The organism is Mesorhizobium sp. M1342, from assembly GCF_040317955.1.
Lineage (GTDB): Bacteria > Pseudomonadota > Alphaproteobacteria > Rhizobiales > Rhizobiaceae > Mesorhizobium.
In genome coordinates this window covers 17,585-33,005 of sequence record NZ_JAMYLI010000039.1, presented here as the reverse complement: position 1 = coordinate 33,005, position 15,421 = coordinate 17,585, and the positions used below count along the sequence as shown (strand labels likewise).

General features: G+C 61.4%; 12 protein-coding genes, 1 tRNA gene and 1 pseudogene. 10 read left to right on the top strand and 4 right to left on the bottom strand.

Going from position 1 to position 15,421, the window contains the following annotated elements:
* Positions 1 to 167 precede the first annotated feature (167 nt).
* The 3 genes from NKH06_RS28955 (at position 168) to NKH06_RS28945 (ending at position 1,991) form a co-directional block, all read left to right on the top strand.
* Positions 168 to 258: transfer RNA gene (locus tag NKH06_RS28955), tRNA-Ser, on the top strand.
* Between the two features lie 237 nt (positions 259 to 495).
* Positions 496 to 789: a GIY-YIG nuclease family protein gene (locus NKH06_RS32080; RefSeq protein WP_502895159.1), complete on the top strand. Its 294-nt coding sequence runs from the start codon at positions 496 to 498 to the stop codon at positions 787 to 789.
* A gap of 14 nt (positions 790 to 803) precedes the next feature.
* Positions 804 to 1,991: a porin gene (locus NKH06_RS28945; RefSeq protein ID WP_127257438.1), complete on the top strand. Its 1,188-nt coding sequence runs from the start codon at positions 804 to 806 to the stop codon at positions 1,989 to 1,991.
* Positions 1,992 to 2,123: 132 nt separating this feature from the next.
* On the opposite strand, the pseudogene NKH06_RS28940 reads toward NKH06_RS28945, so the two are convergent.
* Positions 2,124 to 3,177, bottom strand: a pseudogene (locus NKH06_RS28940) (IS1182 family transposase); the annotation flags it as partial.
* A 200-nt stretch (positions 3,178 to 3,377) separates the two neighbouring features.
* Positions 3,378 to 5,051 carry a tetratricopeptide repeat-containing sulfotransferase family protein gene (locus NKH06_RS28935; RefSeq protein WP_352441277.1) on the bottom strand — a complete coding sequence of 558 codons (1,674 nt, stop codon included), beginning with the start codon at positions 5,049 to 5,051 and terminating at the stop codon, positions 3,378 to 3,380.
* Positions 5,052 to 5,169: 118 nt separating this feature from the next.
* Here NKH06_RS28935 and NKH06_RS28930 point away from each other — a divergent pair, with 118 nt between their 5' ends.
* The gene (locus NKH06_RS28930) at positions 5,170 to 6,282 is read left to right on the top strand and encodes a pyridoxal phosphate-dependent aminotransferase (RefSeq protein WP_352630816.1); all 1,113 of its coding nucleotides are present in this window, start codon (positions 5,170 to 5,172) and stop codon (positions 6,280 to 6,282) included.
* Positions 6,283 to 6,318: 36 nt separating this feature from the next.
* On the opposite strand, the gene NKH06_RS28925 is transcribed toward NKH06_RS28930, so the two are convergent.
* A complete protein-coding gene (locus NKH06_RS28925; protein WP_352441279.1) occupies positions 6,319 to 7,311 on the bottom strand; it encodes a bifunctional helix-turn-helix transcriptional regulator/GNAT family N-acetyltransferase in 993 nt (330 codons plus the stop codon).
* A 163-nt stretch (positions 7,312 to 7,474) separates the two neighbouring features.
* Here NKH06_RS28925 and NKH06_RS28920 point away from each other — a divergent pair, with 163 nt between their 5' ends.
* The 6 genes from NKH06_RS28920 to NKH06_RS28895 all read left to right on the top strand — a co-directional run bounded on the left by NKH06_RS28920 (position 7,475) and on the right by NKH06_RS28895 (position 14,154).
* On the top strand, positions 7,475 to 7,759 hold the full coding sequence (locus NKH06_RS28920) for an acylphosphatase (protein ID WP_128303021.1): 285 nt from the start codon (positions 7,475 to 7,477) through the stop codon (positions 7,757 to 7,759).
* A gap of 70 nt (positions 7,760 to 7,829) precedes the next feature.
* On the top strand, positions 7,830 to 8,480 hold the full coding sequence (locus tag NKH06_RS28915) for a TetR/AcrR family transcriptional regulator (RefSeq protein ID WP_128303020.1): 651 nt from the start codon (positions 7,830 to 7,832) through the stop codon (positions 8,478 to 8,480).
* A 67-nt stretch (positions 8,481 to 8,547) separates the two neighbouring features.
* Positions 8,548 to 9,711, top strand: coding sequence for an isovaleryl-CoA dehydrogenase (locus NKH06_RS28910; protein WP_128303019.1), 1,164 nt, complete (start codon positions 8,548 to 8,550; stop codon positions 9,709 to 9,711).
* Between the two features lie 2 nt (positions 9,712 to 9,713).
* Positions 9,714 to 11,321, top strand: a complete 1,608-nt coding sequence (locus NKH06_RS28905) for a carboxyl transferase domain-containing protein (protein ID WP_352441280.1) — start codon at positions 9,714 to 9,716, stop codon at positions 11,319 to 11,321.
* A gap of 195 nt (positions 11,322 to 11,516) precedes the next feature.
* Positions 11,517 to 11,885 carry a hypothetical protein gene (locus NKH06_RS28900; RefSeq protein WP_352441363.1) on the top strand — a complete coding sequence of 123 codons (369 nt, stop codon included), beginning with the start codon at positions 11,517 to 11,519 and terminating at the stop codon, positions 11,883 to 11,885.
* A 286-nt stretch (positions 11,886 to 12,171) separates the two neighbouring features.
* Positions 12,172 to 14,154, top strand: coding sequence for an acetyl/propionyl/methylcrotonyl-CoA carboxylase subunit alpha (locus NKH06_RS28895; RefSeq protein ID WP_352441281.1), 1,983 nt, complete (start codon positions 12,172 to 12,174; stop codon positions 14,152 to 14,154).
* A gap of 75 nt (positions 14,155 to 14,229) precedes the next feature.
* Here the strand turns inward: NKH06_RS28895 and NKH06_RS28890 are convergent, their stop codons facing one another.
* Positions 14,230 to 15,351, bottom strand: a complete 1,122-nt coding sequence (locus NKH06_RS28890; RefSeq protein ID WP_023812840.1) for an ABC transporter substrate-binding protein — start codon at positions 15,349 to 15,351, stop codon at positions 14,230 to 14,232.
* Positions 15,352 to 15,421 lie beyond the last annotated feature (70 nt).

The following is a 15,421-nucleotide window of genomic DNA, read 5'->3' as shown; positions in this document are numbered from 1 at the left end:
CCGGCGATGGACCGACGGAATCATGGCGAGTTCCCGAGTCGCTGGCCAGAAACAACCGCAGAACCGCCACATCTATGGAAGGTCGCGGTTCGGCGCCTTCTTATTTTGCATATAATGATGCGGGCTTGTTGATTGTGCCGGCGCTTTTCTTTATCCAGCGGCCCAACGGAGAGGTGGCCGAGTGGTCGAAGGCGCTCCCCTGCTAAGGGAGTAGAGGTCAAAAGCTTCTCGTGGGTTCGAATCCCATCCTCTCCGCCATCCTGCTTCGCGCTGCGCGCTTCGCAGGACAAGTCCCGACCTCCCCGCGCGAAACAGGATGCCCTCCGAAGCCGTAGCGAAGGAGGGCTCAAGCGCCTGAATTTCTTGCAAAAACAGGGTTGGCAGCTGCCCTTCGGCCAAGCCGGATACCTTCTCGCATTGGCAAAGGAGGGGCCGGCTCATGTGGTACGTTTATCTTCTGGAGAGCGAGGTTGCGGAAGGTGGCGTTATGTCGGCATGACGTCGGACCTAAAACGACGGCTTGCCGAGCACAATTCGGGAAAATCCAGCCATACGTCCAAGTTCCTGCCATGGCGGATCGTCACCTATATGGCCTTCTCGAATCAGGCCAAGGCAGCTTCATTCGAACGTTATCTCAAATCCGGGTCAGGCACGCTTTCGCCAGTAAACGCTTTGGTGACGACCGCAGGCCTACCGAAAAATGCTACGGTTTTCCAAAAAGAGATAGCGATAACAGCTCGTTACTCCGATGAAGCGGACGGCGGCTCCCGTAATTTCATTCGATTCTGACTGGAGGTCAGAAAATGAACATCAAGAGCCTTCTCCTCGGCTCCGCTGCGGCCCTGATCGCAGTTTCCGGTGCGCGCGCCGCCGACGCCGTCGTCGTCGCCGAGCCGGAACCCGCTGAATACGTCAAGATTTGCGACGTCTACGGCGCTGGCTACTTCTACATCCCCGGCACCGAAACCTGCCTGCGCATCGGCGGCTATGTCCGTTATGACATCGGTGCTGGCGACGTCGGCTCGTTCGATGGTGCTCGCAGCAACGACGTGCAGGACGGCAAGAACCAGGGAGCCTGGTACAAGAACACCCGCTTCACGCTCAAAACCTGGACCGGCCAGGAGACCGAGCTCGGCACCTTGAAGACCTACACCGAGACCCGCTTCAATTTCGGCAACAGCAACGGTGATCCCGACTTCGGCCCGAACGATGCGCACAACAAGGACGTATCGCTGAACTTCGCCTGGATCCAACTTGGCGGTCTGCGCGTCGGTAAAGACGAATCGGCCTTCGATACGTTCATCGGCTACGCCGGCAATGTCATCCAGGATACGCTGGTTCCCTACGGCGACTTCGACACCAACGTCGTCCAGTACTATTTCGACGCAGGCAATGGTTTCTCGGCCGTGCTCTCGCTCGAAGAAGGCTCGGGCGCTGGATCCGTCGACGATCTTGGCAACGGCAAGTATGGCGTTGGCACGATCGACAGCTATGTTCCGCATGTTGTCGGCGGCGTGAAGTGGACCCAGGGCTGGGGCGCGATCACTGGTGTTGTTGCGTATGACAGCAACTACGAAGAAGTCGCCGGCAAAGTTCGCTTGGATGTGAACGTTTCCAACGAGTTGTCGTTGTTCATCATGGGTGGCTATGGCACCGACGACAACCTCAACGACCCGACCTATGATCAGCCCGCGGGCGGTCGCGGCTTCTACAAGCAGTGGGGCGGCAACTGGGCAGTGTGGGGCGGTGGCACCTACAAGTTCAACGAGAAGACCTCATTCAACCTTCAGGCGTCTGCTGATGACTGGAAGAACGTCGGCGTTGCAGCGAACGTCGCCTATGACATCGTTCCCGGCTTCACCGTCACGGCCGAAGTTGACTATCTTCATGCCGGCAAGTTCGATGAGGGCAGCACGGACAACGTCGCCTGGACTCCGGCCGACAAGAAGAACAGCGTCGGCGGCCTCCTTCGCTTCCAGCGCTCGTTCTAATAAGTTGCGACTTGTCGAATCGAAAACCCGGCGGGCAACCGCCGGGTTTCAGACTGCTGACAAACCCCGTCGATTTTCGGCGGGGTTTTTTGTTATGTGATTGAAGTGTCTTGGACTGTTTGTGTCAGGAGATGGGCAGCCGCGGCAGATGGCGGGGTCGCTCTTGTAGCGGCGGTAGCCATTGCGGTCGGTGGTGGCGTAGGCCAGCACCTGGCCCTGTGGGCCATCAGCCGCCGGCTCATGGGTGAAGGCCGACGGTGCCATCATGCCGGGCTTGGGCGGTCTCGGTCGGCGATAGCCGGTGACACCGCACATGGCTCGATCCTCCAGTCCTTTGGCGATGCCGGCCGTGGCATAGCCGGCGTCCAACCCGACGGCGCCGACATCAAAGCCGAAGCCCTCCACCTGCCGATCGAGCCTCGACAGGTAGACGGTCGAATCATGGACGATCGCTGTCGCGTGTGTGTCGGTGATGATGGCATGCGCCGCATCCACCGTGCGGTGATCGAGATAGAAAAAGCCTTTCGGCTTGCCCTCGCGCACCATGTAGCCGCTGTCGGGATCGATGCGCGAGACCTTGGTCTCTTTCTCCACCGGCTGGCGTTGCTTCTCCTTCAGCCGTTTCTGGCTATGGACGGCGCGCTCTTCATCGATCGCCGCGTCCAGCGCCTCCCAGTAATGGGCCCGCGACTTGGCCACGAACGCCAGATCGAAGCGGGTCTTGTTGGCGTTGGCCTTCAGATGGGTGGAGGCGGTGTAAAGCACCGTGCCATCGACAAGGCCCGCCCGGATCGCCTGCTCGACGATGCGGTCGAAGATCGCCTGCGACACGCTGGTGTCGTCGTAACGCCGCCGCCGGTTCTGTGACAACGTCGAGGCGTCGAACACCTTGTCCGTCAGCTTCAGCCGCAGGAACCAGCGATAGGCGACATCACCTCGATCTCGCGCACCAGCTGCCGTTCCGAGCGAACTCCAAACAGATAGCCGATGAACAGCGCCTCGAACATCAACGTCGGATCGAGTGGCGGGCGGCCATTGTAGGGGCAATACAGTGGCGCGGTCAGTTCGTGGATGAAGGAGAAATCAATCACACGGTCGATCTTGCGCAACGGTGATCAGCCGGAACCAACTGATCCAGCGTCACCATCTCGAGTGCGGTCTGTTCAGGGGCGGGTCGCTTCAACATAACCCAGTGAATCAAAAACCCCTAGCAAATGCTAGGGGTTTGTCAGCAGTCTGCAACCCGGCGGGCAACCGCCGGGTTTTTTTCAGGACATTGTGCGACTATTGGATGCGGTGCTGCAACCCGCTGTCTTAATTGATTGATTCGGTATTAACAGCGAAAGTCGCGGGCGCATTGCATGCACCCGCACAGCTCGGATTGGATTATTTGTCCGCTAGATCGCCCAACGCATCAATCAGCGTCTGAATCTCATTTTCATAATTCTTCCAGCGCTTGACCGACGATTTGTAGATCGGTTGGCGAACCTGCCAGCGGCTGGGCGTATTGACCGAACCATCCCTGTCGAAAAAACGCAGGCAGGCGTCATCCCAGGGCAGCCCAAGGTAATCTATGAGGCGGCGTGACTGCGCCTCCTGATCCTCGACCAGCGTTTCGTAGCGATTTTCGAAGATAAGGCCTGGAAAAACCTCGTTCCAATGGCGCATCAGTCGGTCATACTCGCGGTAGTACAGACCTAGTATCCGCAAATCAGTATTGTAGCTGTGTCCTTTGTTGAAGCTCTGGACAAAGCAAGAGACGCAATTGTCGATGGCATCACGGCGACAATGAATGATGCGCGCGTTGGGAAAGAGAAGGCCGATAAGGCCGATCATTTCAAAATTGTGCGGCATCTTGTCCACCACGCGAAGCGCGGCAGGCGCCCACTCCCTAAGGTAGGACAGATGCTCTTCCGCCAACTTTCTGGACAGATCTTGCGTGACCGACATGACCGGCCGGCTCAAATCGCCGGCCGATGAGGTTTTAAGGCCGATTGCATTGGCGACCCGCCTTAATTTGTTAAGCTCGCCTGCCCCTTGAACATCGGGATGGCTGGCGCAGATCTGTTCCGTGAGCGTTGTGCCCGACCGCGGCATACCGACCACGAACACAGGCACTTCGGAAGGATTTCCATAGCCGGCCCTGGCCGCCAGAAAGTCCGGCGTGAAGGTTTCAATCAGGGAGTCGATCCAGCGGCGATACAGATTGATGTCGAAGGTGTAGCCGGAGGCCCGTTTCCCCCTATTGAAATGGTCGAATGCCTCACTGTAGCGCTTGAGGTCGTTCAGTACCTTGCCGGCAGCGTGATGGAGCTTGTAAGCACCGTCCGGATCAAGCTTGGGATTGCCGAGTTCACGCAGGATGGATTGGAGTTCCTCCGGCTCTTCGGTGAATTTTTTCGTCTGTACGAGGTCGTGGTAGGCAGCCGGCACGTCGATGCGACGTCCGATTGCTTCTTTCAGAAAGGCGGCGGCCTCATCCATGCGCCCCAGGCCGCTGAGCGCGCTGGCCAGCCCCGCCCGCACTTTGGGATGATCGCGGTTGATCTTGAGCGCTTTCTCGTAAAGCGGCAAAGCCATGTCGGGTTTGTCAAACTTGGTGTAGGCGCGCCCCAGTGCACAAAGCACTTCGATAAGTCTGGGCTGCAGTTCCAAAGCATACAGCATATGCTTGATGGCTGGCGAATATTCGCTGACCTTCACATAGGCCTCGCCGAGGCTGAGGTGGTAGTAAGGGTTTTTAGGTTCCTCGCCGACCGCCCGCGCGAAATATCGCAAGGCCATCTCGTCATCGTAACGCTGGTACAGGGTCCCCAGGATGTACAGAGCGAGCGGATGGTTTGGCGTGCGCGCCAGCACCCGAAGGCACAGGTCCTGAGCCTCGTCGAGCCGCTGGGCCTGCTGAAGGGCATAGGCCTGGTTCAGCAGCGCTTCGTCGGCCTGCGCTCGCGATTGAGCGTTTCCTTGGCTCACTGTCGGCTTGAGTATCGGCCCCTTCGCTTTCGGCGTGGGCCCGGGCTTGATGTGCTTTGACCAAGCAGGCGGGAGACGGTTGTTCATGATATCTCGCTAGCAAAAAGAGCCGGATGAATCCAGCGTTACGGATCTGCCCAGCGGCAACTTGCACCGACCCATCCGGCGCGCTAGCAAGAAGGCCCTTTTCAAACGAGCTTCCACCATGCCCCAGCGCCCTCCCCTCATGCCGCTCATCGCAGCGCTTCCCTCGACGGTGCCGTTTGTCGGCCCCGAAGCGCAGGAGCGCGAGCGTGGCCGCGCTTTCCGCGCCCGCATCGGCGCCAATGAGAGCAGCTTTGGTCCCTCGCCGCGCGTCACCGCCCGGATGGCCGAGATCGCCGGCGACATGTGGATGTATTGCGATCCCGACAATCACGATCTGAAGCTGGCGGTTGCCGCCCATCACGGCCTAGAAGCCGAGAACGTCGTTGTCGGCGAGGGCATAGATGGCCTGCTCAGCCTTGTGGCACGCATGTACGTCGCGCCCGGCGATGCTGTGGTCACCTCGCTCGGCGCTTACCCGACCTTCAACTTCCACATTGCCGGTGTCGGCGGGCGGCTGGTGACAGTTCCTTACGAGAACGACCGGGAAAGCCTGGATGGCCTGCTGGCGGCGGTGCGCAAGGACAAGGCCCCGCTGGTCTATCTCTCCAACCCGGACAATCCAATGGGCAGTTGGTGGGAGGGGAGCGAGATCATCCGCTTCATCGAGGCGCTGCCGCAAACCACCATGCTTGTGCTCGACGAGGCCTATGGCGAACTCGGGCCGGCCTCGGCGCTGCCGCCGATCGATATCTCCAGGCCAAACGTCATCCGCATGCGCACCTTCTCGAAGGCTTACGGGCTGGCGGGCATACGCTGCGGCTATGCGATCGCCGAGGCCCAGGTGATCCGCGACTTCGAGAAGATCCGCAACCATTATGGCGTCAGCCGCATGGCGCAGATCGCCGGCGTCGAGGCGCTCGCCGACCAGGACTATCTCAGAAGCGTGGTGGCGCGGGTCGCGGCCGGCCGCCGACGCATCGCCGGCATTGCCGAAGCGAACGGGTTGAAGCCACTGGCGTCGGCGACCAATTTCGTCACCATCGATTGCTGCGGCGATGGCGCCTTCGCGCTGAAAGTTCTGCAAGGCCTGCTGTCGCGCGACGTGTTCATCCGCAAACCGATGGTGCCACGGCTCGACCGCTGTATCCGCGTCAGCGTCGGTCTCGATCACGAACTCGATATTCTTGCCGAGGAGTTGCCTGGCGCGCTGGCAACGGCGCGGGGGAACTAGAATCGCGTCTGCAAGCAAACCGGCAGCAAAAGCTGCCTACAAATCCATTTCCCAGGTCTGGCCGGTCAGATCCTTGCCGAAGCTGTGGTGGTGCTCCTGCGAGACCAGCCTGAAGCCGGCACGTTCGTAGATCGCGCGCGCCGCAACGAGGATATCGTTGGTCCACAGCACCAGCTTGGCGTAGCCGCAAGCCCGGGCCTGGTTCACGCATTCCGCGACCAGTCGTTTGCCGATGCCGAGGCCGCGCGCCGGCGACTCGACATGCAGCATTCTCAGCTTGGCCACTTCGTCGTCCTGATGAACCAGGAACACCGCGCCGACCGGCTCACCACCGCGCTCGGCGATCCAGCAGAAATCGCGGCCGGGCACGAAATTGCGAATGAAATCGGCGCCGATCTCGGCGAGCATGGCCTCGAACTCGATCGTCCAGCCATATTCCTCGGCATAGAGTTGGGCCTGGCGCTGCACGACCCAGCCGACATCGCCGACGCGATGCGGCCGCAACGTCACCTCGCTGCTGTCACGGGTGGGATCGCCCAGCAATTCCCCCGCCTTGCGCAAGGCGCTGCGCAGTTCATGCAACCTGTCGTCGGGGACGCTTTCGATCAGCCGCGCCGTGTCCCGATCGGCCGCCGCTTGCAGTCTGGCAAGCGCTGCCTCGCCTCGTGAGGTCAGCGAGAGGACCCTTCGGCGCCGGTCAGCCGGGTCCGTTCTGGCCTCGGTCAGCCCCTGGCCCGCGAACTTGCGCAGGATCCGCGTCAGATAGGCGGCATCGACACGCAACTGTCTTGATATTTCAGAGGCCGCCGGGCCATTCTCCAGCCGAAAAGCCCCAGCCAGGAAACCTCGCTCGCCCGCGATTTCGGCGGAAGCCGGGTTGCTGCGGTGACCCAATTCGAACAGCACGCGCGCCTCGGTCAAAGTGAATGCACTTTGTGTCAGCGTCTCGTCGAGAAGGCCGACGGTGCGCGTGTAGAAGCGATTGAAGCGCCTGACATCGGCCACCAATGCGTTGCGTTCGTCCAACATCCAGCCAACTCCCAATAGGGCAGCTCCATTTTTCAAAATTAATGGACTGAGTCAATGAAATTTCAAAGCCAGAGGGCCCAGCTATTGCGTCGTGCGCGCAACTCTCATGTTGCATTCCCTGAGCCATGCACCAGATTTTAACGAGACAGGCTTGGAGAGATTCATGACTGGTCATCGCAGGAAAGTGCAGGCGCGCATCTACGGCAATGTGCAAGGCGTCGGCTTCAGAGCATGGGCCCGGGATGAGGCCACAGGCCTTGGTCTTGCGGGCTGGGTTTGCAATGAAGCGGATGGGGCCGTAACGACGCAAATTGCAGGCCTTGATGAAGCGGTCTCGACAATGATCAAGCGCCTCTGGGAAGGGCCGGCCGGAGCTTCTGTTTCCAAGGTCGACATCGAGGAGTTGGTGGCAGAAAACGCCTCTGTTGGGTTCAGGATCGTTGCATGAAGGTGAGTTTGGATTGGCGTCTTGAATTAATTGAACGTTCGTTTTATTATTGCTTCGCAGAGGAGCTGACATGGCACGCACCGCTGGGTCCGATGGCGAAAAGACAGAAGCGACCATCCGTGAGGCGGCGGTCAACCTCATCGCGCGCCTTGGCTACGAAGCGATGTCGATGCGCCAGTTGGCCGCCGAGGTCGGCGTCCAGGCAGCCGCGCTCTACCGCTACTTTCCAACCAAGGAAGAGCTTCTGTTCACGCTGATGCGCGAGCACATGGAAGGTCTGGCCACAGCATGGGAAGCAGCCCGGCCGGCGGATGGAGATCCGGCGCAACTGCTCTCCGCCTATGTGCGCAATCACATCGCCTTTCATATCGAGCGACGGCACGCCACGCATGTGTCGAACATGGAATTGCGCAGTCTGTCGCCCGAACGGCTGACACAGATACTGCGTATGCGCACGGCTTACGAGAAGGAGTTGCGCGCCATCCTGCGCGACGGCGACGAGACGGGCGCTTTCAGCATCGACGACACCGGGCTGACGGCCATGGCGCTGATCCAGATGATGACCGGCGTCATCGTCTGGTTTCGGCCGGGCGAACGGCTGTCCATCGCGGAAGTGACCACGACATATCTTTCAATGACAATGCGGCTCGTCGGCGCGAAGATCGACGCCTACAGCGCCGCGCGTCCCTTCGGACGCGCAAAGGACGCTGCAGCATTTTGATTTCGCGCATGATCCCTTTCCGAAAATCAAAGTCGATTTTTCGGGGTCATGCGCAGGGAGGAGAAAAATGTACACCAACACGCTCAGCTTCGGGCATGACGAGGAGATCGAGGCGCTGCGCGACATGGTGCGGCGCTTCGCCCAGGATCGCATTGCGCCGATCGCCGCCGACATCGATCGCTCGAACGAATTCCCGGCGCATCTGTGGGGCGAACTCGGCGCGCTCGGCCTGCTTGGGATCACCGCCAACCCCGATTTCGGCGGCAGCGGCATGGGTTATCTCGCGCATGTGATCGCCGTCGAGGAAATCTCGCGCGCTTCGGCCTCGGTCGGCCTCTCCTACGGCGCCCACTCCAATCTCTGCGTCAACCAGATCAACCGCTGGGCGACGACGGCGCAGAAGGAAAAATTCCTGCCGCCACTGTGCTCGGGCGAGCGTGTCGGCGCGCTGGCGATGTCGGAATCCGGCGCCGGCTCGGACGTCGTCTCGCTCAAGCTGCGCGCCGAAAAGCGCAACGACCGCTACGTGCTCAACGGCACCAAGATGTGGATCACCAACGGGCCTGACGCCGAGACCCTGGTCGTCTACGCCAAGACCGACCCGGACCTGAAATCGCGCGGCATCACCGCTTTCATCGTCGAGAAGGCTTTTGCCGGGTTTTCCGTGGCGCAAAAGCTCGACAAGCTCGGCATGCGCGGCTCCAACACCGGCGAACTGGTGTTCAGGGATGTCGAGGTGCCCTTCGACAATGTGCTGCATGAGGAAGGGCGCGGCGTCGAGGTGCTGATGTCTGGCCTCGACTATGAGCGCACGGTGCTCGCCGGCGGCCCGATCGGCCTTATGGCGGCGTGCCTCGACGTGGCGGTCCCCTATGTGCACGAGCGCAAGCAGTTCGGCCAGGCGATCGGCGAGTTCCAGCTGGTGCAAGGCAAGTTGGCCGACATGTACACGACGATGAACGCCGCGCGCGCCTATGTCTATGCCGTCGCCGCAGCCTGCGACCGCGGCCAGACGACACGCAAGGACGCCGCCGGCTGCGTGCTGTTTGCCGCCGAGAAGGCGACGCTGATGGCGCTCGACGCCATCCAGCTGCTTGGCGGCAATGGCTACATCAACGACTATCCGACCGGCCGCCTGCTTCGCGACGCCAAGCTCTATGAGATCGGCGCCGGCACCAGCGAAATCCGCCGCTGGCTGATCGGCCGCGAGATCATGGCGGAGGGGGTGTAGGTATGGCCACATTGCAAACCCAGATCTCCCCTTCCTCCGAAGCATTCCGCGCCAATGCCGAGCGCATGCGGGCGCTGGTCGCCGACATTGCGGAGAAGGCGGGCACCGTCGAGCGCGGGGGCTCGGATGAGGCGCGCGAGCGGCATGTTTCGCGCGGCAAGCTGTTGCCGCGGGAGCGCCTGGCCCAGTTGCTCGACACCGGCTCGCCCTTCCTCGAGATCGGCCAGTTCGCGGCATGGTCGATGTATGGCGAGGAGATCTCTTCGGCCGGAATGATCGCCGGCATCGGCCGCGTCGAAGGCACCGAGGTCATGGTCGTCGTCAACGACGCCACGGTGAAGGGCGGCACCTACTATCCGCTGACGGTGAAGAAGCATCTGCGCGCGCAGGAGATCGCGCTGCAGAACAATTTGCCTTGCATCTACCTCGTCGACAGCGGCGGCGCCAACCTGCCCAATCAGGACGAGGTGTTTCCCGACCGGGAGCATTTCGGCCGCATCTTCTACAACCAGGCCAATATGTCGGCATCAGGCATTCCGCAGATCGCCTGCGTCATGGGTTCCTGCACGGCGGGCGGCGCCTATGTGCCGGCGATGTCGGACGAAACGATCATGGTGCGCAACCAGGCAACCATCTTCCTCGGCGGTCCGCCGCTGGTGAAAGCGGCAACCGGAGAGGATGTCAGTGCCGAGGATCTTGGCGGCGCCGATGTGCACACCAGGCTCTCCGGTGTTGCCGACCACTATGCGCTGGACGACGACCATGCGCTCGCCATCTGTCGCCGCATCGTCAAAAACCTGAATCGGAACAAGACTGTAAGCCTAAACTTACAGAGATCGATTCCGCCGCTTCATCCGGCGGATGAACTCTACGGCATCGTGCCGACCGACCTGCGCCAGCCCTATGACGCACGCGAGGTGATTGCGCGCATCGTCGACGGTTCCGAATTCGACGAGTTCAAGCAGAATTACGGCACCACGCTGATCACCGGCTTTGCCCATCTCCATGGCATGCCGGTCGGCATCATCGCCAACAACGGCGTGCTGTTTTCCGAAAGTGCTGTGAAGGGCGCGCACTTCATCGAACTGTGCTGCCAGCGCAAGATCCCATTGGTCTTCCTGCAAAACATCACCGGCTTCATGGTCGGTCGAAAATATGAAGCAGGCGGCATCGCCAAGGACGGCGCCAAGCTGGTGATGGCGGTCGCCACCGCCCGCGTGCCGAAAGTGACCGTCATCATCGGCGGTTCGTTCGGCGCCGGCAATTATGGCATGTGCGGCCGCGCCTATTCGCCGCGCTTCCTGTGGATGTGGCCGAACGCCCGCATCTCGGTGATGGGCGGCGAGCAAGCAGCAACGGTGCTTGCCATGGTCAAGCGCGAAGGCATCGAGCGCAAGGGCGGGGAATGGAGCGCCGAGGAAGAGGCGAAATTCAAGAAGCCGATCCTGATGAAATACGAGCATGAGGGCCATCCGCTCTATTCGTCCGCACGCCTCTGGGACGACGGCATCATCGACCCTGCGAAGACCCGCGACGTGCTGGCGCTCAGCCTGTCCGCCGCGCTCAACGCCGAAATCGAGGACACGCGCTTCGGCGTGTTTCGGATGTGAGAATGGACGGTCAACTTCGACGGACAAACGGCGGAACTATACCGGCAGGCCGTTGCTGCCGTGCGAAAAGGCTGAACTGTATGGACCAACCGATTCATCAGCATAGGCGGCTTCGAATCTCAAACAGTGAACTGGCGGCGAGGCAAAATATTCGATACTGCTTATCCAGCATGGGGCGATGGGGACGGGCTGGAAATGAAACTGAAATATTGCCAGGGAACGGCTGCTTCGATACTTTCAGTATTTCTAATATTAACCGCGACCGGCATCGGCTCGGCGGAATCGCTCGCGGGACGCAAGGGAGACGTGCGTTTTCCGCCGACCTTGGGTTCGGGCGAATGCAACGTTGCCTACAAGGGCTACGTCGCGGCGAGCGGCCATTCGGCTTACGCCACAACCTTTTATTCGCGTGTCGTCGACCTCTACATTGTCTGCGGGACGAAGCTCGACGCGCCGTCCCAGAAGGCGGCGGAAGAGACGGCGCTGCGCAATTGCCAGGCCGGCTTGACACGGTGGAAGCTCAAGACCGCGAGTGGCGGCTGCGCAATTTCGTCATCGAAATAGATACTACCGACCGCAAGGTAGAGCACTCCCTTGGTAAGGGAGAGGTCTACGCCGAGGGCTGGAATGGCTCGCTGGACAGTACCCCCCTCTGTCCTGCCGGACGTCTCCCCCGCATTGGGGGAGATCGACTGTCGCTATCGCTTTCGCCAAATTCCAACATTGAAAGTTCGCAGCGAGGGCAAAGCTGCCAATCTCCCTCCTTGCGGGGGAGATGTCCGGCAGGACAGAGGGGGGTGTTGAAGCGCCCTGCTTCCCATGGACTGCGAGCCTTACATGCGGAGGCTCCATGTTTGCCAAGATCCTGATTGCCAATCGCGGCGAGATCGCCTGTCGTGTCATCCGCACGGCTCGGAAACTGGGTGTGCGCACTGTCGCCGTCTATTCGGATGCCGACGCGAGATCCCTGCATGTCGAGATGGCCGACGAGGCGGTGCATATCGGCCCCTCGCGCGTCGGCGAAAGCTATCTGCGCGGTGATAAGATCATCGCCGCGGCCTTGACTACCGGCGCACAAGCCATTCATCCCGGCTACGGCTTCCTGTCGGAAAATCCCGATTTCGTCGACCAGGTGACGGCGGCGGGGCTCATTTTCATCGGCCCGTCGGCGGCCTCGATCCGTGCCATGGGGCTGAAGGACGCGGCCAAGCGTCTGATGGAAAAAGCCGGCGTTCCGGTCGTTCCGGGCTACCATGGCGAGGCGCAGGAGATCGTGCTACTTGCCTCCAAGGCACGCGAGATCGGCTATCCCGTGCTGATCAAGGCACGCGCTGGCGGCGGCGGCAAGGGTATGCGCCGGGTCGAGCATCCCGATGAGTTTTCCGAAGCGTTGTCCAGCGCGCGGCGCGAGGCGAAAGCTGCGTTCGGCGACGACCGTGTGCTGGTCGAAAAATATGTCGACAAGCCGCGCCATATCGAAGTGCAGGTGTTCGGCGACAATTTCGGCAACGCCGTGCACCTCTACGAGCGCGACTGCTCGGCGCAGCGCCGCCACCAGAAGGTGATCGAGGAATCGCCCGCGCCCGGCATGACCGAGGCTTTGCGCAAGGCGATGACGGATGCGGCGGTGAAGGCCGCCAAGGCGATCAATTATTCAGGCGCCGGCACCATCGAGTTCATCGTCGATGCCTCGCAAGGCCTGAAAGCCGACCGCTTCTGGTTCATGGAGATGAACACCCGTCTGCAGGTCGAGCACCCCGTCACCGAAATGGTGACCGGCACCGATCTGGTCGAGTGGCAGTTGCGGGTCGCCAGCGGCGAAAAGCTGCCGAAGACGCAAAGCGAGATCGCGCTTACCGGCCATGCCTTCGAGGCGCGCATCTATGCCGAGGACGCGGCAAAAGGTTTTCTGCCGGCAACGGGCACGCTGCATCATCTGAGATTTCCAGACGCGGCCCCGCAAGGCGCCACGATGCGCATCGAGACCGGCGTGCGGGCGGGTGACGCCATCTCGCCGTACTACGATCCGATGATCGCCAAGCTGGTCGTCCACGCCACGGACCGCCAGGCGGCTCTGGAAGCGCTTGGCGCGGCGCTATCCCGGACCGAGATCGCCGGCTCGACCGTCAACACCGCCTTTCTTGCCGCTCTCGCCGCCGATCCGGATTTCGCCGCAGGCGACGTCGACACCAGCCTGATTGGCAGACACCAGGCGGCTTTGACGATCGTCCCGCCGCCGAGCGGAGAAACCATAGCCGCGGCCGCAGTCGCAGCCTCGGGGGCCGGAGCATCGCCGTTGTCAGACGATCCGTGGTCGTCGCTTGCCGGTTATGCCCATTTCCACAGCGTGGCGCGACGCACATGGCTGAAGTTCGGTGAAGACGATATCGCGGCGAAGGTTTCGGTGCGGCCGGATGGGCGCTTCCAGGTCGCGCTGGAGAAGCCCTATGACGACACCAATTCGCATGATTTTCGCGCCGCGCCGCGCCTTGCCCGCTGGCCCGGCCACATCACCGTGTTCGAAGGCGCCGTTGGCTACACCTTCGCCGTGTCGGACCCGTTGGCACGGGCCGATGAGGCGGCGGCAAGCGCCGGCAGCCTGCGTGCGCCGATGCCGGGATTGGTCAAGCTGGTGCGCGTGGGAAAAGGCGATACGGTGATCAAGGGCCAGCCGCTGCTGATCCTGGAGGCGATGAAGATGGAGCACACCATCGCCGCGCCGCATGACGGCGTGATCGCTGAGATCGCCACCGAGGGCGCGCAGGTGACCGACGGGACGGTGCTGGTGCGGTTCGTCGGGGAACAAGCCGCCTCGACCGCTGTAGCCAGCTGACGGTTCGAAGGTAAAAAGAAATGGCCGGGACGGACCCGGCCATTTCTCTACGCTACTTGGTCGCCAAGTCGGCGATTACTGCGCGATCGGCGCGTATTTGCCGTCATGCCACTGGTTGATGTCGTAGCTGGCATTCTTGAGATCGCCCTTCTCGTCGAAGGTGACATCACCGACAACGGTGCTGATCGGCGTGCCGTTCTTCAACGCTTCGGCAACCTTGGCCGGGTCGTCGCTGCCGGCACGCTTGATGCCTTCGGCGAATGCCTGGATGGTGGCGTATGAGAACAGCGTGAAGCCCTCCGGCACGAAACCGCCGGCCTTGATCTTCTCGACGGCAGCCTTGGCTTCCGGCTTTGCCTGCGGATCCGACGGGAAGACGAACATGGTGCCCTCGCCGGCCGGGCCAGCGACCTGCCAGAATTCCGGCGAGGCGATGGAGTCCGGCATGATCAGCTGGAACTTCAGGTTCTGTTCCGCCGATTGACGCAGGATCAGGCCAGCTTCAGGATGGTAGCCGCCGAAATAGACGACGTCGGCTTTCAAGTCCTTGAGCTTGGTGACGAGAGCCGAATAGTCCTTCTCGCCAGCGTTGATGCCGTCATAGTAGACCTCCTTGAGGCCGCCGGCATTCATCGTTGCCCTGACGGCGTCAGCCACGCCCTGTCCGTAGGCGCTCTTGTCGTGCAGGACGACGACATTCTTGCCGGCAAACTTCTTGGCGATCCATGGGCCGATGAAGGCGCCCTGCGCATCGTCACGCGTGTATAGGCGCATGATCGTCGGCCAGCCGGCCTTGGCTGCCGCATCGGTCAGCACCGGGTTTGACGAGGCCGGGCTCATCATCAAGGCGCCGGCTTCGGCATAGACGGCCGAGGCCGGAATGCTCGAACCCGAGCAGGCATGGCCGTCGATGAACTTGACGCCATCGGCGACGACGCGGTTGGCAACCGACACGGCCTGCTTGGGATCGCACTGGTCGTCTTCGATATCAAGCTTGATCATCGACCCGTTGATGCCGCCAGCGGCGTTGATCGCGTCGGCAGCGGCCTGTGCGCCCTGCTTGAACTGATCGCCGATGGTGGCGAGCTGTCCGGTCATCGGGCCGATCACCGCAAAGGTGATGTCGTCGGCGAATGCGACCGGCGTGCTCATCATCAGGCCGAATATGGCCGCGTTTAGAATACTCAATTTTTTCATTGTTGTAGAACTCCTCCACTCACGCGCGGCCGCCCCGGCCCCGCTTCTTCCAGAGAGGCCGGACAATTTC